23 protein-coding genes and 1 pseudogene are annotated in these 24,925 nt (G+C 33.8%); 7 read left to right on the top strand and 17 right to left on the bottom strand.

The window, feature by feature from the left end; all coding sequences use genetic code 11:
* Window positions 1-125: 125 nt before the first annotated feature.
* From hldE to ribE, 10 genes and pseudogenes are all read right to left on the bottom strand, one after another.
* Window positions 126-1,550 carry a bifunctional D-glycero-beta-D-manno-heptose-7-phosphate kinase/D-glycero-beta-D-manno-heptose 1-phosphate adenylyltransferase HldE gene (gene hldE / locus J3U09_RS03810; RefSeq protein WP_267357183.1) on the bottom strand — a complete coding sequence of 475 codons (1,425 nt, stop codon included), beginning with the start codon at window positions 1,548-1,550 and terminating at the stop codon, window positions 126-128.
* Window positions 1,551-1,594: 44 nt separating this feature from the next.
* On the bottom strand, window positions 1,595-2,356 hold the full coding sequence (gene tatC / locus J3U09_RS03805; protein ID WP_065563592.1) for a twin-arginine translocase subunit TatC: 762 nt from the start codon (window positions 2,354-2,356) through the stop codon (window positions 1,595-1,597).
* Window positions 2,357-2,370: 14 nt separating this feature from the next.
* A pseudogene (gene tatB, locus J3U09_RS03800) lies at window positions 2,371-2,694 on the bottom strand (Sec-independent protein translocase protein TatB); the annotation flags it as partial.
* A gap of 3 nt (window positions 2,695-2,697) precedes the next feature.
* A complete protein-coding gene (tatA, locus tag J3U09_RS03795; protein WP_267357182.1) occupies window positions 2,698-2,910 on the bottom strand; it encodes a twin-arginine translocase TatA/TatE family subunit in 213 nt (70 codons plus the stop codon).
* Window positions 2,911-2,982: 72 nt separating this feature from the next.
* The gene (ubiB, locus tag J3U09_RS03790; protein WP_267357181.1) at window positions 2,983-4,524 is read right to left on the bottom strand and encodes a ubiquinone biosynthesis regulatory protein kinase UbiB; all 1,542 of its coding nucleotides are present in this window, start codon (window positions 4,522-4,524) and stop codon (window positions 2,983-2,985) included.
* 15 nt (window positions 4,525-4,539) lie between these two features.
* Complete coding sequence (ubiE, locus tag J3U09_RS03785) at window positions 4,540-5,310, bottom strand: bifunctional demethylmenaquinone methyltransferase/2-methoxy-6-polyprenyl-1,4-benzoquinol methylase UbiE (protein WP_065563595.1); 771 nt, start codon at window positions 5,308-5,310, stop codon at window positions 4,540-4,542.
* A 62-nt stretch (window positions 5,311-5,372) separates the two neighbouring features.
* Window positions 5,373-6,308, bottom strand: a complete 936-nt coding sequence (gene nadR, locus J3U09_RS03780) for a multifunctional transcriptional regulator/nicotinamide-nucleotide adenylyltransferase/ribosylnicotinamide kinase NadR (protein ID WP_267357180.1) — start codon at window positions 6,306-6,308, stop codon at window positions 5,373-5,375.
* A 144-nt stretch (window positions 6,309-6,452) separates the two neighbouring features.
* Window positions 6,453-7,490 carry a TrmH family RNA methyltransferase gene (locus J3U09_RS03775; RefSeq protein ID WP_267357179.1) on the bottom strand — a complete coding sequence of 346 codons (1,038 nt, stop codon included), beginning with the start codon at window positions 7,488-7,490 and terminating at the stop codon, window positions 6,453-6,455.
* 21 nt (window positions 7,491-7,511) lie between these two features.
* Entirely contained in the window at window positions 7,512-7,931 is a 420-nt protein-coding gene (gene nusB / locus J3U09_RS03770; protein WP_218058472.1) for a transcription antitermination factor NusB, read from the bottom strand.
* A gap of 4 nt (window positions 7,932-7,935) precedes the next feature.
* Window positions 7,936-8,406 (bottom strand): 6,7-dimethyl-8-ribityllumazine synthase, encoded by a 471-nt coding sequence (gene ribE / locus J3U09_RS03765; protein ID WP_416380031.1) that lies wholly within the window; start codon window positions 8,404-8,406, stop codon window positions 7,936-7,938.
* A gap of 361 nt (window positions 8,407-8,767) precedes the next feature.
* Here ribE and lpcA point away from each other — a divergent pair, with 361 nt between their 5' ends.
* Together lpcA and J3U09_RS03755 are read left to right on the top strand one after the other, a co-directional pair.
* The gene (gene lpcA / locus J3U09_RS03760) at window positions 8,768-9,343 is read left to right on the top strand and encodes a D-sedoheptulose 7-phosphate isomerase (protein ID WP_267357178.1); all 576 of its coding nucleotides are present in this window, start codon (window positions 8,768-8,770) and stop codon (window positions 9,341-9,343) included.
* Window position 9,344: 1 nt separating this feature from the next.
* Complete coding sequence (locus tag J3U09_RS03755) at window positions 9,345-10,124, top strand: class II glutamine amidotransferase (RefSeq protein WP_267331791.1); 780 nt, start codon at window positions 9,345-9,347, stop codon at window positions 10,122-10,124.
* On the opposite strand, the gene mdtH is transcribed toward J3U09_RS03755, so the two are convergent.
* The 6 genes from mdtH to pncB form a co-directional block, all read right to left on the bottom strand.
* Window positions 10,125-11,312 carry a multidrug efflux MFS transporter MdtH gene (gene mdtH / locus J3U09_RS03750; RefSeq protein WP_267357177.1) on the bottom strand — a complete coding sequence of 396 codons (1,188 nt, stop codon included), beginning with the start codon at window positions 11,310-11,312 and terminating at the stop codon, window positions 10,125-10,127.
* Window positions 11,313-11,771: a methylglyoxal synthase gene (locus J3U09_RS03745; protein WP_267357176.1), complete on the bottom strand. Its 459-nt coding sequence runs from the start codon at window positions 11,769-11,771 to the stop codon at window positions 11,313-11,315. It abuts the gene before it with no gap.
* 132 nt (window positions 11,772-11,903) lie between these two features.
* Complete coding sequence (locus J3U09_RS03740; protein ID WP_267330465.1) at window positions 11,904-13,049, bottom strand: porin; 1,146 nt, start codon at window positions 13,047-13,049, stop codon at window positions 11,904-11,906.
* A gap of 309 nt (window positions 13,050-13,358) precedes the next feature.
* Window positions 13,359-14,540: a porin gene (locus tag J3U09_RS03735; RefSeq protein ID WP_267357175.1), complete on the bottom strand. Its 1,182-nt coding sequence runs from the start codon at window positions 14,538-14,540 to the stop codon at window positions 13,359-13,361.
* 293 nt (window positions 14,541-14,833) lie between these two features.
* Window positions 14,834-16,237 (bottom strand): asparagine--tRNA ligase, encoded by a 1,404-nt coding sequence (asnS, locus tag J3U09_RS03730; protein ID WP_267357174.1) that lies wholly within the window; start codon window positions 16,235-16,237, stop codon window positions 14,834-14,836.
* 160 nt (window positions 16,238-16,397) lie between these two features.
* On the bottom strand, window positions 16,398-17,585 hold the full coding sequence (gene pncB / locus J3U09_RS03725; protein ID WP_267357173.1) for a nicotinate phosphoribosyltransferase: 1,188 nt from the start codon (window positions 17,583-17,585) through the stop codon (window positions 16,398-16,400).
* A 273-nt stretch (window positions 17,586-17,858) separates the two neighbouring features.
* Here pncB and pepN point away from each other — a divergent pair, with 273 nt between their 5' ends.
* Together pepN and J3U09_RS03715 are read left to right on the top strand one after the other, a co-directional pair.
* Window positions 17,859-20,486, top strand: coding sequence for an aminopeptidase N (pepN, locus tag J3U09_RS03720; protein ID WP_267357172.1), 2,628 nt, complete (start codon window positions 17,859-17,861; stop codon window positions 20,484-20,486).
* A gap of 113 nt (window positions 20,487-20,599) precedes the next feature.
* Window positions 20,600-20,932, top strand: coding sequence for a rhodanese-like domain-containing protein (locus tag J3U09_RS03715; protein ID WP_267331797.1), 333 nt, complete (start codon window positions 20,600-20,602; stop codon window positions 20,930-20,932).
* Between the two features lie 31 nt (window positions 20,933-20,963).
* On the opposite strand, the gene J3U09_RS03710 is transcribed toward J3U09_RS03715, so the two are convergent.
* A complete protein-coding gene (locus tag J3U09_RS03710; protein WP_220225705.1) occupies window positions 20,964-21,812 on the bottom strand; it encodes a MetQ/NlpA family ABC transporter substrate-binding protein in 849 nt (282 codons plus the stop codon).
* Between the two features lie 182 nt (window positions 21,813-21,994).
* On the opposite strand from J3U09_RS03710, the gene J3U09_RS03705 reads away from it, so the two are divergent.
* From J3U09_RS03705 to J3U09_RS03695, 3 genes are all read left to right on the top strand, one after another.
* Window positions 21,995-23,131 (top strand): amidohydrolase, encoded by a 1,137-nt coding sequence (locus tag J3U09_RS03705; protein ID WP_267357171.1) that lies wholly within the window; start codon window positions 21,995-21,997, stop codon window positions 23,129-23,131.
* Window positions 23,132-23,144: 13 nt separating this feature from the next.
* Window positions 23,145-24,188, top strand: a complete 1,044-nt coding sequence (locus J3U09_RS03700) for a methionine ABC transporter ATP-binding protein (RefSeq protein ID WP_267357170.1) — start codon at window positions 23,145-23,147, stop codon at window positions 24,186-24,188.
* A gap of 98 nt (window positions 24,189-24,286) precedes the next feature.
* Complete coding sequence (locus J3U09_RS03695) at window positions 24,287-24,886, top strand: methionine ABC transporter permease (protein WP_416380037.1); 600 nt, start codon at window positions 24,287-24,289, stop codon at window positions 24,884-24,886.
* The last annotated feature ends 39 nt before the right edge of the window (window positions 24,887-24,925 follow it).

The raw sequence follows: 24,925 nt of genomic DNA, 5'->3' as shown, positions 1-24,925 counted from the left end.
AAGTATTAATTTTGAAATTTAACGATAGTTATTATCTATTAATTGATTTTAAAATATACCCAAACCTAAATAATTCGATAATTGACTAATTAGCTACTTAAATAAATAGCTAATTATTATATTATTTATTTCTGTTTAATCTTATCAATGATGTTTGTAGTCGAACATCCATCTTCAAAATTAAGGACTTTAACTACTCCACCTGCTTCTATAACTTCTTTTCCACCAACGATATCTTCAGGTTTATAGTCACCACCTTTTACTAATACATCAGGTAAAATACTGGCAATCAACCTTTGTGAAGTCTCTTCTTCAAAAGGAACAACCCAGTCAACTGAATCAAGTGCACCTAATACTATCATTCTTTGCATTAATGGATTTATTGGTCGGGATTCCCCTTTCAATTGTTTTACTGAGGTATCACTATTTACTGCTACAATCAAACGGTCACCAAGCTTGCGAGCATTAGCAAGATATGAAACATGCCCAGCGTGTAAAATGTCAAAACAGCCATTAGTCATGACAATTTTTTCACCACGTAATCGTGCTTTACGAATTTCTTCTTTTAATTCATCTTCAGTCATCACCCCAAAACCATCATCTGCGCGAGCCCGAATAGCATTACTTAATTCAACTTGCGAAACAGTTGATGTTCCCAATTTACCGACAACTACACCGGCTGCAGCGTTTGCTAAATAACAGCTTTCTTCAAGTGATTGCCCTGCAGCTAATGAAGCTGCTAAAGTTGCGATTACAGTATCACCCGCACCGGTAACATCAAATACCTCTTTAGCTTGAGTTGGTAGATGGTAAACAGGTTTATCTAATTGTATTAACGTCATGCCTTTTTCACTACGAGTAACAAGCAAGGCTTTAAGATCATATTGCTTAATAAGTTGAGAACCTTTTTCAATGATCTCTTCTTCTGTTTTACATGTTCCAACTACAGCTTCAAATTCAGACATATTTGGTGTCAGTAATGTTACACCACGATAACGCTCAAAATCAGTACCTTTAGGATCAACCAATATTGGTACATTAACTTTTCGTGCTTGTTTTATCATTTCTTGTACAGCAGTTAATGCACCTTTGGCATAATCCGATAGAACCATTACTTTAGAAGTTGTAAGTGCGGTATCAATACGCTCTAAAATAGGAGTATGATCCACATTATTAAAACCTTCCTCAAAATCAATCCTTATTAATTGTTGATTTCTTGATAACACTCTTAATTTAGTAATAGTTGGATGTGTTGAGACAGATACAAAATCGCAATGAACATGTCGATTAGTAAGTTGCTCATCAAGCACCTTAGCAGGTTCATCCATTCCTGTAAGACCAATTAAACGCGCTTTACCTCCGAGGGAGGTAATATTGAGTGCAACATTAGCTGCACCGCCAGGACGTTCTTCAAGAGAATCAATTTTAACAATTGGTACAGGTGCTTCTGGTGATATGCGATTGGTACCGCCATACCAATAGCGATCTAACATAATATCGCCAACAACAAGAACATTTGCCAGATTAAACTCAGGAAGAGATGTTTTCATTTAGTTATCCTTTACTCGTATTCATTGGATCAATTATCAATCTATTATTCATCGTCTATATTTTTATCATCATCTTGTATGATTTTTTTTCTTGGTTGATAAAACCGGGCAAAGAATGTCCCAACTTCAAATAATAAACAGATAGGTACAGCTAATAAAATTTGTGAAAATACGTCTGGTGGTGTAACAAACATAGCTACAGCAAATACTGCTACAATAATATAAGGTCTTTTTTTACGTAGATTTTTAGGGGTTGTTACTCCTGTCCAGCACAGCAATATTATTGCAACAGGGACTTCAAATGCAAAACCAAAGACTATAAATAATGTCATGACAAAATCAAGATATTTAGTTATATCGGTATTTATCGCAACATCAACTGGAGCAGTATGAATAAAGAAGTAAAAAGCGAGAGGAAATACTGCAAAATAAGCAAACGCAATACCAATATAAAAAAGTACCGTACTTGAAATTATCAATGGCATAATTAGACGTTTTTCATGTTGATATAATGCAGGTGCAATAAATCCCCATACTTGATACAAAATATAAGGAATCGAAATAAATATCGAAACAACAGCAGTCAGTTTAATAGGAGTAAAAAATGGTGCCGCAATGTCAGTTGCAATCATGCTACTACCTTTTGGCAATTGACTAATAAGCGGATTAGCAACAATATGGTAAATATCATTCGAGAAATAGAGTAAACACGTTAATACAATTAATATACAGATGATACATCGTAAAAGCCGTGTTCTTAGTTCTACTAGATGACCAATAAGTGGTTGCGTTGCGTCGTCTGTCATAATTTATCTTTGTCTGAATGAATTGTTGTATCTATTTGAGAGGCGGAATCGATCTCTTTTTGTAGTGTTTCGGTTACGCGTTTTAATTCATCAATGGATTCTTGAATTTCCGGTGTTAGAGTATTTAGCCCACTTTGTTCTGCTTTTTTTAAACTATCTTGTAACTCTTGTAATTTAAGCTCTTTATTCAATTCTAACTGAACAGTTGCAGACATACGGCGGAGTACTTTTATCCAGCTTGCAACAGTTTTAATTGCAATAGGTAGACGCTCTGGCCCTAATACGACCAACCCGATAATTAAGACTAATAGTAGCTGACCAAAGCTAATATCAAACACAAGTTACTCTTTATTGGTGTGGTTATCATCAGATGAGTTAAGACGTTCCACTTTTTGTGAATCATCTGCCTCTTTTTGATCATCGTCGTCATTCATAGCTTTCTTAAAACCTTTAATGGAAGCCCCAAGATCAGAGCCCAATGAACGCAATTTTTTTGTTCCAAATAATAGAACGATAACCGCTACAAATATGAGTAATTTGGGCAAACTTGGCATATGATAAGTCTCCAATAGCTTAAAATAGTAAAATTATACACTTAAATGGTGAGATTCCAAAAAATAACTCGCTTAATGCCCGACAAGTAAAGCAATACATAAAAGACTAAGAATACTAATTGCAAACATTAATCTTTGTTGGTTTCTTTTACTACGTTGAAGTTGTTGATTAATCTGTTTTAACTGAACATGCATCAGCTTAGTCATCCGAGCCTGATCATTCAACTTTTCCGGTAGCTCAACAACAAGGTTTTTCCATTCTGGTAAGGAAGTCCAAACTTGATGTAATAACTTTTTAGCACTGTATTTATCTTCATACCAATTTTCTAAAAATGGTTTAGCCGTTTGCCACAAGTCAAGTTCTGGATAGAGTTGACGCCCTAACCCTTCTATATAAAATAACGTTTTTTCAAGTAAGGTTAATTGAGGTTGAATATCCATCTCAAATTGACGTGCAACTTGAAATAGTGATAATAAAATTTGCGAAAAGGAGAGCTCACCAAGTGGTTTAGCAAATGCAGGTTCGCAAACATTGCGCATAGCCATTTCTAATGCGGCAACATCCGTTGTTTCAGGAACCCAACCTGATTTGATATAAATTTGTGCAATTTTTCGATAATCTTGGTTAAAAAATGCAAGAAAATTTTCAGCCAAATAGCGTTGATCATCTTCAGTCAAAATACCTACAATTGCACAATCTATCCCAATGTAACGAGGATTTTGGGGTTCGCTTATATCCACAAAGATATTGCCCGGGTGCATATCTGCATGAAAAAAATTATCCCTAAATACTTGGGTAAAGAAAGCTTGAACACCACGCTCTGCTAATAACTTCATATTGACATTATTTCTTTTTAATTCATCAACATTAGCTATCGGAGTACCATAAATTCGCTCTTCAACTAAAACATTTTTTCGGCACAAATCTTGGTACACATAGGGAATATAAAGGATCTCACTATTAATGAAATTGTCGCGCAAACGAGCTGTGTTATAAGCTTCTTTCTGAAGATCCAATTCTTTTAGAAGCGTGTTTTCATAATCACTGACAATTTCTACAGCCCGTAACTTTTCACCAAATTTTATCCGTTTAGTAAATTGGTTAGCAATCCAATACATTAAGCGAATGTCAGATTTAATTATAGGTAAAATATTTGGTCGCAAAACTTTGATTACCACTTCAGCTTGGCTACTTTTTAAAGTTGCTGTATGAACTTGTGCGATGGATGCTGATGCTAATGGTTGATCATTAAAATCTGAAAAATAAAAATCGATAGGACACCCTAGAGCAGTTTCAATAATTTGTTTTGCAATTTTTCCATCGAAAGGGGTAACTTGGTCTTGTAATTTGGCTAGAGCATCGACAAGATGTTTTGGCAACACATCGCGTCTTGTTGAAACCATTTGCCCAAATTTTATCCATACCGGGCCTAGCTCTTGTAAGGCTTGACGCAACCTTTCACCAATCTCTTGTTGATTTGATTTAGGTCTAACCCAAAACAAACAAAACAATAATACTCGTAACCACATTGAGACACGGTGTTTTGGTAATAGCTCTTCTAATCGATAAGCTCGAAATATGGTTAATATTTTATAAAGTCGAAAAAATGTCATTATTTGTTTATCACATTAAAATTTAAAACCAGTATGTAAGGCTACAATACCGCCTGTCATATTGTGATATTTAACATCGACAAACCCAGCATCTTCCATCATTTTTTTCAGTGTTTTTTGATCTGGGTGCATTCTGATAGATTCAGCTAAATATCGATAACTATCTGAATCATTCGCTACGATTTTTCCCATTAATGGCAACATAGTAAATGAGTAAAGATCGTAGGCTTTATTTAAAATTTGGTATTGTGGTTTAGAGAATTCTAGAATCAATAAACGCCCTCCTGGCTTTAAAACTCGCCACATAGATTCTAGCGCTTTTTGCTTATCAGTCACATTTCGTAGACCAAATGAGATAGTGATACAATCAAAATAGTTATCTGCAAATGGTAACTCCTCTGCATTTGCTTGTACATATTCAATATTTTTAAATAAGCCTTTATCTCGTAGTTTGTCTCTACCAACCTTAAGCATTGACTCATTGATATCTGCTAATACAACTAAGCCATCATCTCCAACTATTTGTGAGAATTTAGCTGTTAAATCACCTGTACCACCAGCTAGATCAAGGACTTTTTGTCCTTTCCTAACACTACTATACTCAATAGTTATTTTTTTCCAGATTCGGTGAATACCAAATGACATTAGATCGTTCATGATATCGTATTTATCTGCAACAGAATGAAACACCTCTGCTACGCGTTTTACTTTATCTTGTTTTGGAACTTGGGTGTAACCAAAATCAATTTTATCCTGATTTTCATTTGGTTGAGAAGATTGAGACATAAAAATTCACCTATCACAAAAAGTTAGCTTATTTTAACATAAGCTAACCTAAATGTGATGAGCTAAATCAATAACGATTCAACCATTTTAGAAACAATTTCAAAATGCTGTAATGGAGTGGAATTCGCCGGTAATTCATTTTCATGAATAATTAAATCAAATTGGTAGCTACTTTTTAGTCCAATTAAGACTTCATTAGATTTATCAAAAATTTGCTCGTAGTAGTTAGATAATGTCCCAAAATCGATAGAAGTAAAGAGAAGTTTATTAGCATTTTCTAATGATTTACTCATTCTCTCTACATGTAACATTGCAATTCTTAGATAATCATTTTCACTTAAGTAACGTTTATTTTCTAGAGTTGAAATTTCTCGTTGAATATAATTTATATACCCATTTGAAACATATTGTGTATTATAAATATTAGCTAATTTTACGGGCAATTCATTAAATTTATCATGTCCTATGATGGCGACTTTTTTAACAAAAAAAGGTCTAGCTGCTTGGGCAATAAAAGACCAATTTTGATAAGGATTTTCTCGAATTTTGGTCGCACTGATATTAACGAATTCACGATTAGCATCAATAACAAATACTGGGCAACCAAAATAGCGCTCATGCTCCGTTACATCTTGTGGTTCACTAGTAAACACAACAGATGGTTCAATTTTATTTTCTGATAATATATGTTTAATACTATCACTCCACTCTTTCCAACCATTAGGATAATAGTTAATTCCAGTTTCATCAGAAATATAAATATGAATATTATGCCTATCTTTGAAGGTATCTTTTAACCATGAAAAACGATCACTAACTTGTGGCTGTCTAGGTAAACGACTTTTCTCAAATAGTTGTTTATCGCGAGTTGCTTCACAACCAAGCATTACATGTAATTCATCAACTTGCGTTAACGCTTTTTCAATAAGATAAATGTGGCCACTGTGTAATGGATAGAACTTACCAAAAATTAAACCAACTCGATGTTTAGATGACATAATAATTACCAATACATTAAAAAACTCGATACCAATGTACAGAAAAAACAACCATTTTCTAACCAATTGATGCTATTTAATATAATGAGAAGATAAAAGTGTTAACTTCATCAAAATATTCAAAAATAACTAGAGCAATATCAATTAAGATTGATATTTAATAGTAGATAAAACAATCCCTGCTGCAACAGAAATATTTAATGCCGACATATTATCATTACCACTCAAATGCACAACATTATCAGCACAATTAATTAACTTTGTATTAATTTGTTGAAATATAATTAATACAACTTTCTTTTTAAATTCAAGTTGTGATAATTCGGTTGATTTAATAGATTTTGACTGACATGGTAATAAGGCAATTATTTGATAACCATTCTTTTTTAATATATCTATGGATACAATAAAATCATCACTTTTAATTGGTTCAATCGCTTCAATACCACCTTCAGCGACTCGCATTGCTGATCCACTATCAAGCAAATTAGTTTGACGCAAAATGATACCATTAACGCCAAAAAAAGCAGCGCTACGAACTAATCCACCTAAATTATGAGGGTTATTAACATCATCAATCGCAAGAATACAATCACGAACTCTATCATCATGTTCATGTAAATAATCAAGTAAAGAGAGTGGTATCCGTTTTTTAACAATTAAACAAACTCCACCATGATGTAGGTTTTGAGTTATTTTAGTAATTTGTTCTGTTGATACAACGTCATAACCTAGTCGTTGTTTGACTAACCAATTAATTAAATCTTTAAACTGGTAAGTCATTTCTTGAGTAATAAATAATTTCACTATAGCAGAGCGTCGATGCTTAAATACAGCTCTACAACTGTTTTCACTATAAACTAAAGTCTCTTCTTTTTTTTGTCGATACTCATCGTAACCAAATGTTGGAGTTTGATCGTTATCTTTAACTTTTTTTTGCCAAGGAGAATCATGTTCATCTGATAAATTTAAGTTTACTTTAGATGACTTTATAGTTTTATTTGATGATTTTACTTTAAATGTTTCAATTCGATCATTTTTTGCATTTGAATTAGACTGAAAACTATCATTTTTACGCTTACTTCGATGATCATTGCCTTTGTTTTTTACAGATTTCACACTTGATTGACTATTTTTGGCATAAAAAATTGAAGGCCTGCTTTTTTCGATCGTGTCGTTCATAATATTCCCAATTTAAGACAGTTATCGTGTACGAATAGTTGGAGCAACTTTATCCAATACACCATTTATAAATTTGTGGCTTTCTTCTGCGCCAAAAGTTTTCGCCAGATCAATTGCTTCATTGATAACCACTTTATAAGGGACATCATGTCTCTTCATTAATTCATAAGTTGCAATTCGTAGTACCGCTAATTCAATTTGTCCTAACTCATCAACAGTTCTTTCTGTTAGGTAAGGTGCCATTTTTTCATCTAATTCTGCTGTGTTTTTGGCAACACCATGAAGTAATTCTCTAAAATATTTACTATCAACACCTTTCATATCTTGTTCAGCTATAAAACTGCTCTCAACATCAGCAAGATCATTTTTAGAAATTTGCCAAGAGTAAATGGCTTGAACGGCACACTCTCTTGCTCGACGACGAGGATTAACTAACGCCACTAAATTACCCCTTAATTGTTTTGATAACATTTAACATTTCAAGTGCGGTTAATGCTGCTTCAGCACCTTTATTACCCGCTTTAGTTCCAGCTCGTTCGATCGCCTGCTCAATACTTTCGGTGGTTAAGATTCCAAAACCAACTGGTATTGAATACTCTAAACTAGCATTCAATAAACCTGAACTTGATTCTCCAGCAACGAAATCAAAATGAGCCGTACTGCCACGAATTACCGTACCTAATGCTACAATGGCATCATATTTTTTTGATTGTGCAGCAACTTTTGCTGCTAAAGGAATTTCGTAAGCGCCTGGTACCCAAATAACTGAAATGTTTTTATCTTCAACTTGACCAATACGAGTTAATACATCTACTGCTCCAGTAACTAAACTTTCGTTAATAAATTGGTTAAAACGTGCCACTATAATGGCTACTTTAGCTTTTGGTGCAGCAACTTTACCTTTAACTATTTGCATATTTATTCCTTATCGATAGATTCTAGATGCAATTTTATAATCACTTTTAGTGAAAAATTTATAAGCCAATTATAGCACAGATTAAAGGGTTATCCTATTAGCAAAAATAGTGAATTAATATGTTTATAACAAGCATAAGTAAGCATGATTATTCCAAAGTTATTGTTTGTAAATTTACAGTTTATAAAATGTAATTTTTACATTTATAAATTATCATTCCTTCAACAAAGATTTATAAATTTTTTTAATAATTGCATCAAAGTTTTTTCTTACTATAAGAAATTTCGTTTTTATTACTTGCAAGCTGTTATTAACGAATTACAATAATAAGAAAAACTTTTTATAAAAAGGGGTAAAATTGATGTACATTAACACTATTCGAGATGAGCTAAATCAAGCAATTGAAGTTTTAGCCAATTTCATTTCAAATGATGATAATCTTAAACAAATCCAGCAGGCGGCCATTTTAATCGCTAACTCATTTAAACAAGGTGGTAAAGTACTTTCATGTGGTAATGGAGGTTCTCATTGTGATGCTATGCATTTTGCAGAAGAATTAACTGGTCGTTTTCGCGATAACCGACCATCTTATCCTGCTATTGCAATATCAGATGTGAGTCATATATCCTGCGTTGGAAATGATTATGGTTTCGATTCTATTTTTTCTCGCTATGTAGAAGGTGTTGGTCAAAAAGGTGATGTACTACTAGGTATTTCAACTTCAGGAAACTCAACTAATGTCATTAAAGCGATTGAAGCAGCAAAACAAAAAGGTATGAAAATTATCACGCTTACAGGTAAAGATGGTGGAAAAATGAATGGTTTGGCTGATGTAGACATTCGTGTACCTCATTTTGGTTATGCTGATAGAGTTCAAGAAATCCATATAAAAGTGATTCACATTTTGATTTTACTCATTGAAAAAGAGATGGCTTAATATGTGCGAATTATTGGGTATGAGTGCCAATGTACCGACTGATATCTGTTTTAGTTTTACCAGTTTAATCAAACGTGGCGGTGATAAAGGTCCACATAAAGATGGCTGGGGAATAACATTTTATGAAGGTAAAGGATGTCGTACTTTCAAAGATCCTGAACCTTGTAGTTTTTCTCCTATAGCTAAATTAGTTCAACAATACCCAATAAAATCAACGGCAGTAATTGCTCATATTCGTCAAGCTAATCGAGGAGGGGTGGCCTTAGAAAATACTCATCCTTTTACTCGTGAATTATGGGGAAAAAATTGGACATTTGCTCACAATGGGCAATTGACTGATTATCAAACATTAGATATAGGGATTTTTGAACCTGTTGGGTTAACAGATAGTGAATATGCTTTTTGTTATTTAATTAATCAATTGCATAAAAAATATCCCAAACAACCCTCTGATGATATTGAGCTTTTTACTTATATTCAAGAATGTGCGCTTAATCTAAATCAATTTGGTATATTTAATATGCTGCTTTCTAATGGGCAATATGTCTTTGCTTATTGCTCAACTAATTTGCATTGGATAACCCGCAAAGCACCATTTGGTAAAGCTAAATTAATTGATGAGGATGTCGAAATTGATTTTCAAAAGCATACCACACCAAATGATATTGTCACCATTATTTCAACTATGCCATTAACTTCAAATGAAACTTGGCATAAATTAAACGTTGGTGAAGCTATTTTATTTAAATATGGTGAAATTAACCGATATTTTTCATCTTAACTAAATTGATGGGGGTTCATCTTTAAATAAATACTGTAAATAACCTAACGTTAAGAAACCAACTAAAGTTAAAATAATCCACGGCAAATGCGGAAAACTGATCTTGATTGCAATTTCATAAAGCCAACCGGCACCGGTATAACCAACAAACCCACCTAAAGCAAGCCCTAATCGACTAAATCCCATATAACTACCTTTGGCTTTTGGATTAGTTAAAACGGTTGCTAAAGTTTCTCTAGCCGGCTCTGCTACAATTGCCCCAAGGTAAAAAAGCGCTATGAGTGATAACAAAATAGATAATTGGGATGTAAATCCGATTATTATAAAGGCAAACGACATCAATAGTAATCCAAATTTAAGGCGTTGATCTAATCTAAAATGTTTTTCACTAAACCGAGCAATAGGATAAAGCAGAGTTAGTGAGATAATTGCTTCAATCACGTACATCCATTTCACATAGCTTGAACTTCCTGAAATATTGGTAATAGTTAGAGGTAGCATCAACATGACTTGTACCCCAAGCACATAATAACCAGTTAAAGTAAGCACATAATGAGTAAACTTTTTATCTTTCAAAACCATTTTCATACCATTAATAATTGAAGCTTTACCAATTGCAATATGATAAGAGGGTAAAAAAAACAGATTAAAAATGCCACATAAGAAAAAGATAAAAGCGCCGCACCAACAAACTAATTGGAAATCATAATCTATTAAGATACCACCAATAAGAGCACCAATAACTGCACCTGCATTATCTTGTATCATTAATAAAGATATAAATTTGCCTCGTTCGTGAGGTCTAGTAAATTTTATGGTTAATCCCATTCGAGGTGGATCAAATAACAGTCCACCCAATGCAGACAATAAGCAAGATACAAGTAATAACCAGTGTTCAGTTGCTAAAGCCATTGAAATAAAGCCAATCGACCGCAAAAACATACCTGTTATGATCATGGGTTTTGCACCAAATCGATCAGCTATAGCACCACCAATTAAGCCAAATCCTTGTTGAACAAATTGACGAAATCCTAAAGCAAAACCAACAAATAGTGCACTCCAACCTATTTGGCTAACAAAGTGCGTAGAAACGAGCGGAAATACGACATAAAATCCCAATACAATAAACAGATTATCAAATAATAATATGTATCTACCTGTTTTGCGAACTTGTGAAGGAATTGGCATTTATTTTACTCTTTCATTTAAATAGCCTTGATAATCAGGGATCTCTATCTCCACTTCTTGAGTAAATATTGAGGACTGTATTAATGCGTTAGCTGTTGCTTGATTAGTTGCAACCGGAATGTTCCAAACCGTTGATAAGCGTAATAGTGCTTTTACATCTGGATCATGAGGAACGGCATTTAGAGGATCCCAGAAAAATATAAGAATATCAATTTTACCTTCTGCGATTAAAGCGCCAATTTGCTGATCGCCCCCCATTGGGCCACTAAGCATTGGCGTAATATTTAATCCGGTTTCTTTCTTAATTAATGTACCTGTTGTACCTGTTCCACATAAATTATGATGAGAGAGTTCTTCGCGATTTGTTTTGCACCAATTTAATAATGCTTCTTTCAAATGATCATGTGCAACCAATGCAATGTTTTTCTTTCCGGATAGCTTTCGAGTAATATAAAGCATCAAATAATCCTAATTTCTTATTATTTTGTGTGTTTTTTAGCAAACTATCTATTAAAGTGCAAGCAGTATTTGATCCAGAAAGACAAGAAAAAAGGCACCGAAGTGCCTTTATCAAATCAAAAGATAAAATAATTAGAATTGATAAATTAATCCTAATGCAACAGTATCCTTAGCTGTTGCTTTAATTTGAGATTTACTAAATGTACCGTCTTCATATAAAGCACGACGTGCGCCAATATCATTCTTATCTAACAAATTGATTTTATAATCAACAATGGCTGATAAATTTTTATTAAAATCATAAGTTAAGCCAACATCAACATATTTAACTAAATCATTACCTTTAAGACCTGCATCACCACTTCTTGAGAAGTTTGAAGCATCTTGTACTTTATGTTGAATATAAGCAACAGAAGGCGTTAAACGACCAACTTCAAAGTCAATACCATATTGTGCAACTAATTCAAAACCTTTGGTTTTCAAATCATCAGTATTACTTGTGGTTGATGCTTTTTCCCAACCATATTTTTGTTTACCTTGAATATAAAGTGCGGCTAAATAAAGATTGTCGTTATTATATTTAGCACCTGCTGACCATGCTTTAGCATCTTTATGTCCACCAGTTTGCGCATAACCTGCACCAATAGATAAACCACTATCAAGCACATCCCAATCAATTACAGAACCCCATGCTTCTGCACTATCATGGTCAGTACGATCGTGTTTATTTAGATATTGAGTTGAACTATTATCTCCGTTATCTGCATACTGTACTGCAAAACGCAAACCGTCAACTAATCCAAAAAAGTTTGAATTACGGTAAGTCGCTACTGCTTTTGTTCTAGCCGTTAATGCATAAATATCATTATTTGAAGCATCACCACCAAATTCAGGTAGAACGTCAGTATAAGAAGTTAAAGTTTTTAATACGCCATCGTTACGACCGTAGTCAAATGAACCAAAATCACCAAAATTTAAACCAGCATATGCATAACGAGTTTCGTTATCAGCATCTGCTCCAGTTTTTGCTTCATATTCCCAACGACCATAGCCGCTCAAACTATCTGAAATTTGTGTTTCACCTGACATACCTAAACGAGCTGTCGTTTTGTCACCTTCGCCAGTTTGATTATTTCGATCAGTAAGATAATTTAAAGCATAGACTCGACCATAAAAGTCAACTTTATTGCCATCTTTATTCCACACTTCAATAGAAGCGCTAGCTGTTCCGGCAATTAATAGTGCAGGAATAGCAATTGCTAATAGATTACGTTTCATTTAATTACCCTCTTAGGTATTTTATTATTGAAAAAAGATACAAAAATATTTGTTCTTGGTTTAATAAATAGTTGCTTTCAAATAGCAACTAAATTATTACTAGGATATCTACTATTGAATACTAGATTTTTATTGAAACACTGTAGATTAACAATGTTTATCACATGTAATTCTGCGAATCAGGACTATTTTATGACTTAAAATTAATTTTTTTTAAGCATAAAATGTTTTTTTGTATGGTTTGACATTTAATAGACGAAAAAAAAGGCACCTAAGTGCCTTTTTGAGATATTTAAGGATATTAAGAGATTAGAATTGGTAAATTAAACCAACACCTAACACGTCTTTAGTACCTGGTTTGTTCGCATGTTTACCACGTTGAGTTTCAGTATTACTTGCTGCACCGATATCTTTACGATCAAGTAAGTTAAATTTGTATTCAACAATTGCACTAAAGTTTTTATTTAGATCATAAGTTGCACCTACAGATACATACTTAACTTCTGGTGAATTAAATCCTTTGTATTTCCAAGTTTCACCATATCTGTGGAAATTGCTATAATCAGAAGATTTAACTTTGTGTTGAACGTAAGCAATTGACGGAGTTAAACGACCAACCTCAAGATCAATACCATATTGAGCTACTAATTCGAAACCTCTAACTTTGAAATCAGTATTTCTTACAAAAGTATCCACACCAGCTACTTCACCATAGGTAGCAACACCATTTTTGTGTTTACTTTGGAAGTAGTTAGCACCTAAATATAGGTTATAGTTGTCATATTTGATACCTGTTGCCCAAGTGCTATGACGATTATCACTACCAGCATCTTGTGCATAACCACCACCAAGAGTTAAACCAGTATCAAAAATACGCCATTGTGCATTTGCACCCCAAGCTTCTTTTGATTGTTTATTGTACTTATCTAAATGACTATTTGTTAAACGATACGCTTTAGTTGCATCACCATTATCAGCATATTGTAATGCAAAGCTCAAGTCATCAGTTAAACCAAAGAAGTTATTATTACGGTAAGTAGCAACAGCTTTAGTACGTTCAGTTAATACATGCCATTTGTTGTTTGCTGCATCACCACCAAATTGTGGTAATACGTCAGTATATGCAGTGATTGCTTTTAACACACCGTCATTACGACCGTAATCGAATGAACCAAAATCACCAAAGTTTAAACCAGCGAATGCATAACGTACTTCATTGTCAGCATTGTTTTTTCCTGCTTTAGCTTCATATTCCCAACGACCATAACCAGTGATGCCGTCAGTGATTTGTGTTTGACCAGACATACCTAAACGAGCTGAAGTATCATCACCTTCACCTACTTGTCCACGGTCAGTGATGTTGTTAGCAGCTTTTACTCGTCCGTAAAAGTCTACTTTGTTACCATCTTTATTCCATACTTCGATAGAAGCATTTGCACCTGCTGCTACTAAAAGAGCAGGGATAGCGATTGCTAATAGATTACGTTTCATTTCTTACCCTCATGGTTATTTTTCTTAAAAGACACGTCTTTTGGGTTGTGTCAATTTTGTTACAATGATTATTCATCCAAAAATAATGTTTTTAACTATTATTTTTATCTCAATTTTCACAGTACTGTAAATTATGTATAAAAATTTATTAAAATCAAGTGAACTTTTCCTAAAACTTAGTGTCTAAGCTTAAAATTGCATCCGTTTGATTAGTTTTTATACGATTTTTGTATTTTATTTATATTAATTTTTATATCAACTGACAAAAAGTCAGTTGATAATTTGAGCAAATTTTAGAAATTTGCATTACGAGGTGTTCTTGGGAATGGGATCACATCACGAACATTTTGTACTCCAGTGACATACACTATCAATCGTTCAAAACCAAGTCCAAAACCTGAATGTGGTACAGTTCCATAACGACGTAAATCACGATACCACCAGTAGTCTTCTTTTTTAAGACCTAACTCATCCATACGTTTATCTAACATATCTAAGCGTTCTTCACGTTGCGAACCACCAATGATCTCGCCGATTCCTGGCGCTAATACATCCATTGCTGCAACAGTTTTACCATCATCATTCATACGCATATAAAATGCTTTGATATCCTTAGGATAATTTTTAACAACAACAGGCGCTTTAAAATGTTGTTCAGCCAAATACCGTTCATGTTCTGAAGCTAAATCAATTCCCCAACTGACAGGATTTTCAAATTTTGCATCACAGTTTTGTAAAATGGAAATGGCATCGGTGTAATCAACTTGAGCAAAATCAGCATTAATAAAGTTTTCTAAACGATTGATTGCTTCTTTATCAATATGCTGAGTAAAAAACTGCATATCATCAGCACGTTTCTCTAGTACCGTCTTGAAAACATATTTCAACATATCTTCGGCGAGTTTTGCATTATCGTTAAGATCGGCAAAAGCAACTTCCGGCTCCATCATCCAAAATTCGGCTAAATGGCGAGTAGTATTTGAATTTTCAGCCCTAAATGTTGGACCAAAAGTATAAACTTTAGAAAGTGCACAAGCATAAGTTTCTGCATTGAGTTGACCCGAAACAGTCAAAAAGGCTTCTTTACCAAAAAAATCTTTATCAAAGTCAATTTTACCATTATCTGTTTTAGGTAGGTTTAACATATCAAGAGTTGAAACTCGAAACATTTCTCCCGCACCTTCTGTATCTGATGCGGTAATAATTGGTGTTGATAACCAGAAGAATCCACGTTCATCAAAAAATTGGTGAATAGCTTGGGCTAATGTATGTCGTACACGAGTGATTGCTCCCACAATATTGGTTCTAGCACGTAAATGGGCAACCTCACGAAGATATTCAATTGAGTGACGTTTAGCGGCCATAGGATAAGTTTCAGGATCGTCAACAAAACCATAAACTTCAACATTCGTTGCTTGCAACTCATATTTTTGACCTTGACCAGGAGATTCAACTACTTTTCCTGTTACTTTTACTGAACAGCCAGCAGTTAAACGTAAAATATCCTGTTCATAATTTAGTAGATCTTTTTCTATGACAGCTTGAATAGGATCAAAGCATGAGCCATCATAAACAGCCAGAAATGAAATACCGGCTTTCGAATCACGGCGCGTCCGTACCCAGCCTTGAACAGAAATAGTGCTACCAACAGCAATTTTGCCTTGTAACACGTCAACAATAGGAGCAACTGAATTCATTTTAATTATCCATCTCTATTTTATTATCTATATAGTTAATATTATTAAAAGTAATATAAGTTTAAAATGACTAATCATAAAAATTTCCTTTATGATTAATAATACCGGTTAATGATATATTACTTATTTAATTTTTAGCATTAATAATCTACTTTTATTATTAATGATTGACTTTGAACGTTCTTTTCAATTCATCAATATAGGCCAAATCTTTCGAAATCGTTTTTCCAGGACTATCTGATAATTTAGCTACAGGTTGATTATTACATTCAGTGAGTTTTAACACAATATTCAAGGATTTGGTATTAAACTCTGTAGACGGAATGTCACAAGCTAAAAAACCGCCTATACCAAAAGATAATTTTACTCGGTTATTGAAGTATTGATAGATTTTAAGCGCTTTATCAAAGTTTAGGCTATCAGAAAAAACCAGTAATTTTGTTTTAGGATCAATTCCTAATTGCTGATAATGACGAATCGCTTTTTCGCCCCACTCTATCGGATCGCCTGAATCATGGCGTAATCCTTGATAATGAGAGGCTAAATAATAATCAAAATCCCGTAAAAATGCATCCATCGTAATACAATCAGTTAATGCAACACCCAAATCATGTGGATACTCATCTAACCAAACTTGTAGTGCCGTCTTCTGGCAGTCTTGTAAATTGGTACTTAAACGCTGATGAGCTTGAAACCATTCATGTGCTTGAGTACCAATTGGTGTCAATCCTAAACGATATGCCAATAAATAATTACTAGTACTATTAAAATTGGTAAAATGGTTTTGCAAATAACTAACAACGGCTTCTTGTACAGCAAAAGAGTAACGTCTTCGTGTGCCAAAATCCATCAAATTGAAACCAGATATATCGATATCATTAGTATCAAATATTGCTAATTTATCTTTAAGTCTTACCAGTGCTTGATCAACACCAATATTAGGAGAACGATCTTTATGAACAATCTCACTAATTACTGCAAGCAATGGTACTTCCCACAAAATCACATCAACCCATTTACCTTCAATTTGAATAACTAGCTGACCATCTTCATTTTTAATCGTTAACAATTGACTATTAAAATGCCAATTTTTTAGCCAATTTAAATAATCTGGTTTAAAAAAAGAAATATGCGACAAATAGGCGAACTCATCTTCAGTAAGAGCTAGAGACTCCATTAATTTAACTTGATGAGCAATTTCATCAGCATACTGACCTAGTAAATCATCACTACGACACCGGAACTGTGCATTCACAGTCACATCAGGATAATGATGAAAAACAGCTTGCTGCATATGCAATTTATAAGCATCAGTATCTAATATTGATGTAATTATTGCGGGTAACATGTCTATCTATTATCAGTTCTTTTAAGAAAATTCTGGAGATTATAGCAGAATAATAATTAAGATATAGATTAATTATCTAATAAGATTATTTTTAATACGCTATAATAGCCAATAAAGATATTTTGATAAATTAATCCATATCTATTCCAAAATGGTTAATATTGATAATTCATTTACTTTTATCTGATTAATAAATGAAAGTGAAAGTAATTAAGACCTATTTTGATGAATTCAAATACATGATCAGCGCATCACTTTAGAAGGCAAAGAAAAATGAGTACAACTGATATCCAACCAATTGCTAAATTTCGTCATGACTATAAAACACCCAACTTCACGATTACTGATATTGACCTCGATTTTGATTTAGCTGCAGAAACAACTACAGTTATCGCTCGTAGTCATGTTATTAATAAAAATCCTCAAGCTGACGATTTAATTTTAGACGGTGAAGAACTTAAATTAGTTTCAATAAATATTGATGAGCAACCTTGGAGTGATTATCAAATCACAAAAACCGGATTAATCATCAAAAATGTTCCATCTGAATTTACTTTAACCATCGTCAACGAAATCAAACCAATTGATAATACCGCACTTGAAGGACTATATGTTTCAGGTGATGCACTTTGTACACAATGTGAAGCAGAAGGTTTCCGTCATATCACTTACTACCTTGATAGACCAGATGTATTAGCTCGTTTTTCAACTCGAATTACTGCCAATAAAAAACAATATCCTTTTCTATTATCTAATGGAAACCGCATTTCACAAGGCGAACTAGCCGACGGTAGACATTGGGTTCAATGGCAAGATCCATTTCCTAAACCAGCCTATTTATTCGCATTAGTAGCTGGTGATTTTGATATATTAAAAGATCACTTTATTACTCGCTCTAATCGAAAAATTGATATAGAAATTTATGTAGATAAAGGTAATTTAGAGCGTTCACAATGGGCAATGACCAGTTTAAAAAATGCCATGCGCTGGGATGAAAATCGTTTCGATTTAGAATATGACTTAGATATTTTCATGATTGTGGCTGTTGATTTCTTCAATATGGGCGCAATGGAAAATAAAGGACTAAATATTTTCAATTCTAAATATGTCTTAGCTAAACCTGAAACCGCGACAGATGACGATTACATTGGAATTGAATCCGTAATTGGTCACGAATATTTTCATAACTGGACTGGTAATCGCGTTACTTGTCGAGACTGGTTCCAACTTAGTTTAAAAGAAGGGCTAACTGTATTTAGAGATCAAGAATTTACTTCTGACCAAGGACTTAGATCAGTAAAACGTATTAATGATGTCAAACTACTACGAACCGTACAATTTGCTGAAGATGCCAGTCCTATGTCTCATCCTATTCGCCCTGAACAAGTAATTGAAATGAATAATTTCTATACTGTTACCGTATATGAAAAAGGTGCAGAAGTTATACGTATGATGCACACATTATTAGGTGAAGAAAACTTTCAAGCAGGGATGAAACTCTATTTCAAACGACATGATGGAAGTGCTGCTACCTGTGATGATTTTGTTGCTGCTATGCAAGATGCATCAGGCATTGACTTAACACAATTCAAATTATGGTACAGCCAATCAGGCACGCCCGTTTTAACTGTAACTGACAGTTACGATCCTCAAAATCATCAATATACCCTAACTGTTGAGCAACATACACCAGTAACCCAAGATCAAAGCCAAAAACAAGCACTACATATTCCTTTAGATATTGAACTTTATCAACATGATGGCGAAGTAATAGGATTGCAATATCAAAACAAATCTATACATCATGTATTAAATGTAACACAAGCAAAACAACAATTTGTATTTGATAATATTAGTGAAAAACCAATTATATCTTTATTGCGTGATTTCTCAGCACCGGTAAAACTCAATTACGATTACCAAGATGGTGATCTTATATTCTTAATGCAACATGCTAGTAATGCTTTTAGTCGTTACGATGCTGCGCAAATGCTATTAGCAAAATATGTGCGTTTAAATGTCAGTAATTATCAGCATAATTTATCTATGACTTTCTCTGAACTTGTTTTGGATGCTTTTAGAGGAATACTATTATCAGACTCTGTTGAGCCTGCACTTATTGCACAAATATTAACATTACCTTCAGAGAATGAATTAGCAAATCTGTTTGATATTATTGATCCGATTGCGATTTATCAAGCACGCCAATTCTTATTAGGTGTGTTTGCTAATGAACTTTATGATGAGTTAACAGCGGTCTATCATCATAATCAAACAGCTCAATATCATATTGAACATTCAGATATCGGCAAACGTATGCTGAAAAATTGTTGTTTATCATTATTGGCTTATGCTAACAATAAACAGCAAGTAGATGTCTTAGTCAAAAGACAATATGAACAAGCGAATAATATGACAGATTCATTAGCTGCACTTACCGCAGCGGTGAAAGCACAGCTTGATTGCCGTCATACTTTACTTGTCGATTTTGATAATAAATGGCATCAAGATGGTTTGGTTATGGATAAATGGTTAGCCTTGAATGCAACAAGCCCTGAGCAAAATGTATTATCAACAGTAAAAAAACTGCTCAATCATCGATCTTTTTCACTAAATAATCCAAATAGAATAAGAAGCCTAATTGGTGCTTTTGTAAATAATAATCCTGTCGCTTTCCATGCAGAAGACGGTAGTGGTTATCATTTCTTAGTAGAAATATTAACAGAGTTAAACCAAAAAAATCCACAAGTGGCATCACGACTCATTGATCCACTTATCCGTCTAAAACATTATGATAAAGATCGTCAGAAAAAAATGACAGCCGCTTTAAAAAGTTTATTGAAGTTGAATAATTTATCTAAAGATCTTTACGAAAAAATTAGTAAAGCTTTAGCTGCATAATAAAATCCCATCTTGTCATTCTTTAGCAAGATGGGATTTTTAATAAAAAATACATAAAATAGCGTTCAAAAACCCCGTTCCTCAACTTTTTTTAGATAGAATGAGTTTGAATAATGTCAATAATAAAAGAAATAACACCTTTGCAACTAAAACAACAGATCGATAATAACGTACCGCTTTTTTTACTTGATGTACGCGAACCTAATGAAGTAGAAATTTGTGCAATAGCAGGAGCAATACATATTCCTATGAATCTCATACCACTTTATTTAGATAAAATCCCAGATGAAATTGATATTATTATTTATTGCCATCATGGTGTAAGGAGTCTTAACGTTGCAAATTACTTGGTTGAAAATGGATTTGATTGTGATGTTCTCTACAATCTAACTGGTGGCATTGACGCTTGGGCTCGAACTGTTGATACCAGTATGCCTAAATATTAAAAAGCCCGCATTTAAACGGGCTAAATGATCACTATTCTTGTGGCATAACCCAATAACCATTTTGATTATGTGTTTGCATGTAATCTTTAAATTGTTGTGATTGGTAAATACGCTTTATATCTTTTGCCCATTGACTATTTTCATTACCTTCATTAACTACAACCATAATTTCTAAATCAGGAATAATTGTTTCAGACAAAAGTGCTTTTTTCGAGTCAATATTAGCGGAATAAACGATACTGCCTGGAATGACGGCGAAATCTAACTCATTTAAAACTCTTGGAATATTGGCTGAATCCATTTCAACAATATCAACACCCGCAATATTTTCGGCAATATCATTTTTGCCGACAATAATTGGATTACTATTTGGTTTTAACTTAATCCAACCAGCTTTTTCCAACAAGTTGTAAGAACGTGCTGCATTTGATGCATCTTGAGGAATTCCAATTTTAGCACCCGGAAAAACATTTTTTATCGACGTATACTTATTCGAAAATATTGCAGCTGGAACCGAAGGTACATGCACCACTGGTTTTAAATGAGCTTTGCGTTGACTATTAAACACATCCATATATGCAGTATGTTGAGCTACCGTTAAATCAATACTGCCTTCACTTAATGCCACATCTGATTCTAATAAATGTGGAAAATTAACTAACTTAACTTTATAGCCTTCTGATTCTAGTATTGGTTTAACCGCATCATTAAACAGATCATTGTACGGTCCTGGTGAAACGCCCATACTGATCTCTTTTTTAGTTTGATTATCGGTTTTCGATGATGAGTTATCACATGCTGTAATAAAAAAAAGAGAACTAAATAAAGCTAACACCACAACATTATTAACTAATTTTTGCTTGATGAACCTCATTTTCATTTGAACTATCCTCAGTGAAGTGTAAATTTTAAAACTACTCTAACACATAAAAAATAATTCATTTATTCCATGTAATTCTATCTTATAACTTTTTGGAATAAGTTATAAAAAACGATTATTAGAGCCAAAATATCAGCTGTGCTACTGTAAAAATATCAATATTTTTATAAATTGGACTTACCATGACAAAAGCTATTGCATCTATTATCGAGCAGCTTTTTCTCGACTTACATCAAAATCCAGAGCTTTCAAATCAGGAGTTTGAAACAACAAAAAAATTAAGGTATTACTTAGAAAAAGCGAATATTCGCATATTAGAGCTAGGCGCAAAAACTGGTGTTATTGCTGAAATTGGTTCAGGATCACCAGTCTTAGCCTTAAGAGCCGATATTGACGCCCTACCCATTTTTGAACAATCAGACTGCCAATACCGTTCAACCCAAAAAGGAGTAATGCATGCTTGCGGTCATGATCTGCATACTTCTGTTTTAATGGGAGCAGCTTACTTATTGAAAGCCAATGAACGACATTTAAAAGGAACGGTTCGATTACTTTTTCAACCCGCTGAAGAAAATTTTAGTGGTGCATTACATTTCATAGAAATTGGTGCGCTTAATGGCGTTGATGTTATTTTAGGAATGCACAATAATCCTAATTTAACCATTAACCAAATGGCTTCACGAGCTGGCCCCTTTTCAGCAAACGTTGACCGAATTGAAATCACAATAAAAGGTGTTGGAGCCCATGCGGCAAGACCTGAGTCAGGTATTGATCCAATTGTTATTGGTTCACAAATTATTAGTGCTATCCAAACAATATCAAGTCGTACAATAAGTGGTCTTGATGCTGTGGTTGTCAGCATTACAAAATTCTTAGGAGGGAACACATGGAATGTCATTCCTGAAATTGTTGAGATGGAAGGCACTGTAAGAACGCTAACCCCTGATATAAGATTAAAAGTCAAACAACAATTAAAAAGCATTGTTGAAAATATTGCACTTAGCATGGGAGCCAAAGCAGAGTTGAGATGGTTTGATGGCCCGCCATCAATCATAAATGTTGCTAAGTGGGTCGATTTTTGTCAAAAGATTGCCAAACAACAAGGTTATGAAGTTGTTGATTTTCAACCGCAACTTGGTGGTGAAGATTTTGCCCACTATTTGCATCATGTACCTGGCGCATTTATCAATCTTGGTTCACAAAGCCCTTATGCTTTACATCATCCAAAATTTTTAGTTAATACTGACATGATAATGCCAGCAGCCAACTATTTAGCCAATCTCGCTAAGCAAGGATTAATTGTAGTAGCACAACATTGATAGGTATCACATAATGATAAAATTTGAAAATGTATCGAAACAATACGAACGAAATGGAGTTACCACCCAAGCATTACAAAACATCAACTTAACTATCCAAAAAGGCGATATCTACGGCATTATTGGTTATAGTGGTGCAGGAAAAAGTACGCTAGTTCGTCTGATAAACTTTCTTGAAAAACCAACTCAAGGCAATGTTGTTATTCAAAACCAACCATTGAATCAGTTATCAAACTCTCAATTACGCCAAGTTCGCCGTAAAATAGGCATGATTTTTCAACATTTCAATTTACTTGAATCCAAAAACGTATATGAAAATGTTGCGATCCCTCTAGTTCTCATCAAAAAAGATAAACAAACGATTAAAAAGAAAGTTCATGAACTGCTCGAATTTGTTGGATTAAGCGATAAAGCTAATAGCTATCCTAAAGAGCTATCAGGTGGGCAAAAGCAACGTATTGGAATTGCTCGGGCCTTGGCGAACGATCCCGATATTTTGCTTTGTGATGAAGCCACATCGGCACTCGATCCACAAACTACTCAAGCTATTTTGGAATTAATAAAAAAAATTAATGATAAATATAAAATAACTGTCGTTCTAATTACCCATGAAATGCATGTAATACAGCAAATATGTCACAAAGTAGCAGTTATGGAAAAAGGTAAAATTATCGAACATGGCAATGTACTTGATGTTTTTGGTCATCCAACGCATAAAACCACACAAAAATTTGTTAGTTCAGTTATTAATGACCAAATCCCTGAAGGTGTTGTTGAAAATCTGTTAAAAATTGAGGGTGATAAACATAATATTAAGTTGTTTAAGCTTGAATTTTTAGGTCGTTCGGCCTCAGAGCCAGTTATGAATGCATTGATCTTACAGCAGAAAGTAGTAGTGAATATTTTATTTGCCCATATGTCTGAAATCGAAAAAACGGTATTAGGCAGTATGTTTGTTCAATTAAAAGGAAGTGATAATAATATCGAACAATCGGTGCAATTTCTTCGCGAAAATGGTGTTAACGTTACAGAAATCAAACATGGGGAGAACAACTAATGGAAATAGTCAACGATTTTATCAATTATATAAATACTAATTTTCTAACCAGAGTAACCGTTGAGCAATATGCACAAGCATCATTAGACACATTATATATGGTTTTTTTTTCATTAATATTAGGCGCATTAATCGGCGTTCCATTAGCGATCTGCTTAGTCACCACCCGACCATCTGGTTTACTCGAAAATAAACGGGTTTATCAGATTATCAACCCAATTATTAATTTTGTTCGCTCATTACCTTTTATTATTTTACTCTTTTCACTTCATTCATTTACTTACTTTATAGTTCGCACATCAATCGGTACGACAGCAGCAATTGTGCCCTTAACTTTTTATGTTGCTCCTTATATTGCTCGGCTTGTTGAAAACTCATTATTAGAGGTAAAAAGTGGTATTATTGAAGCAGCTGAATCGATGGGCGCAACGCCAGTACAAATTATTTGGCACTTTATGCTACCAGAAGCATTTAGTTCATTGATTTTAACTTTCACAACCGCCACAATTGGTTTGATTGGGGCAACAGCAATGGCAGGGGCTATTGGCGCAGGTGGTATTGGAGATGTCGCCTATTCGCAAGGTTATCAACGTTTTGATGATACCGTCATATATATCTGTGTTGTGATCTTAGTTATTGCAATACAAATTGTACAAAGCATTGGTAATTATTTGGCACGCAAGGCAAGACACGAATGATCCCAACTATTTAAACCCTATTGCAACACTTTATACTGG

The organism is Gilliamella sp. B2889, assembly GCF_026536885.1.
In the GTDB taxonomy this organism is placed as follows: Bacteria; Pseudomonadota; Gammaproteobacteria; order Enterobacterales; family Orbaceae; genus Gilliamella; species Gilliamella apicola_E.
Note: the sequence above shows the minus strand (reverse complement) of the source record. Positions and strands in the feature narration are given on the sequence as shown.